This window comes from Streptococcus sp. WM07 (assembly GCF_004570525.1).
In the GTDB taxonomy this organism is placed as follows: domain Bacteria; phylum Bacillota; class Bacilli; order Lactobacillales; family Streptococcaceae; genus Streptococcus.
This window is the reverse complement of the sequence record NZ_SPPZ01000353.1, coordinates 1-252: the sequence shown is the minus strand read 5'-3', so window position 1 is coordinate 252 and position 252 is coordinate 1. Positions and strand designations below refer to the sequence as shown.

The 252-nt window shown below is 34.5% G+C and carries 1 protein-coding gene; it reads right to left on the bottom strand.

Annotated features, from left to right (window positions below; genetic code table 11):
- The coding region (locus E4T71_RS09515; RefSeq protein WP_194181279.1) for a transposase at positions 1-127 on the bottom strand (127 nt) is incomplete at its 3' end.
- Between the last annotated feature and the right edge of the window lie 125 nt (positions 128-252).

The window sequence follows — 252 nt, the reverse complement described above, 5'->3', positions numbered from 1 at the left end:
GACCTGGTTGAACAGAATTCTTCTCAGATGACTTGCCATATAGTTTCTGGGTTAAATAAGCCACCTGTTCACGTAGAAGGGAGATTTCATCTACTAGACTTTGGTTGGTAGCTGCTTGTTTTTTAATCCCAAATTATTCATACCTCAGAAGAATCTGTGTAAATGCCTAAAAAATCATCAGAAACAACCAATAACCAATTGGAATTTCTGATGATTTTTATTATTCACCAAATTGTTCTAGGGATAAAAATG